The following is a 505-nucleotide window of genomic DNA, read 5'->3' as shown; positions in this document are numbered from 1 at the left end:
GCCCCAGCAAAACAATAAGGAGCCGCTCCACCATGCGTGACGAACCTACCGGCAGCCGATCCCTGCCCCGCGGCAGGCGCCGCTTCCTGACGACGGCCGTGGCGCTCATGGCAGTGCTGCATCTCTACATCGGGTGCCGGCTGCTACCGGATCTGGGCTGGAACGGGGCGGGTTGGGCTGCCGGCATCCTTTTCCTGCTCGTTTCGGCGGTCATGATCCCCACCGGGATGGCCGCGCGCTTTGTGATCCGCCCCATCTCGCTGGCGGATCGCGTGTCTTGGTTCGGTGCGTTGCTGATGGGCCTGTTCTCTTCGTTGTTCGTGCTGACGCTGCTGCGCGACATCGCGCTGATCGTGCTGCCCCAGGCCTATCGGCACGACTCGGCCCTGCTCGTCGTTGTACTCACGTTCCTGGTGACATTTGTCGGCTACGTCACCGCGCGCCGCATCCCCCGCGTCGCCCGGGTGACGGTGCCCATTGCGGGCCTGCCGGCGCCGCTGCACGG

The 505-nt window shown here is 67.1% G+C and carries 1 protein-coding gene; it reads left to right on the top strand.

Going from position 1 to position 505, the window contains the following annotated elements; genetic code table 11:
• Window positions 1–32: 32 nt before the first annotated feature.
• A partial coding sequence (locus tag D1614_RS29105; RefSeq protein ID WP_206610232.1) for a hypothetical protein occupies window positions 33–505 on the top strand: 473 nt, incomplete at its 3' end.

The sequence above is a fragment of the Maribellus luteus genome, assembly GCF_003576475.1.
In the GTDB taxonomy this organism is placed as follows: domain Bacteria; phylum Bacteroidota; class Bacteroidia; order Bacteroidales; family Prolixibacteraceae; genus Draconibacterium; species Draconibacterium luteum.
The sequence above is the reverse complement of the archived record's forward strand: the minus strand, read 5'-3'. Positions and strand labels throughout refer to the sequence as shown.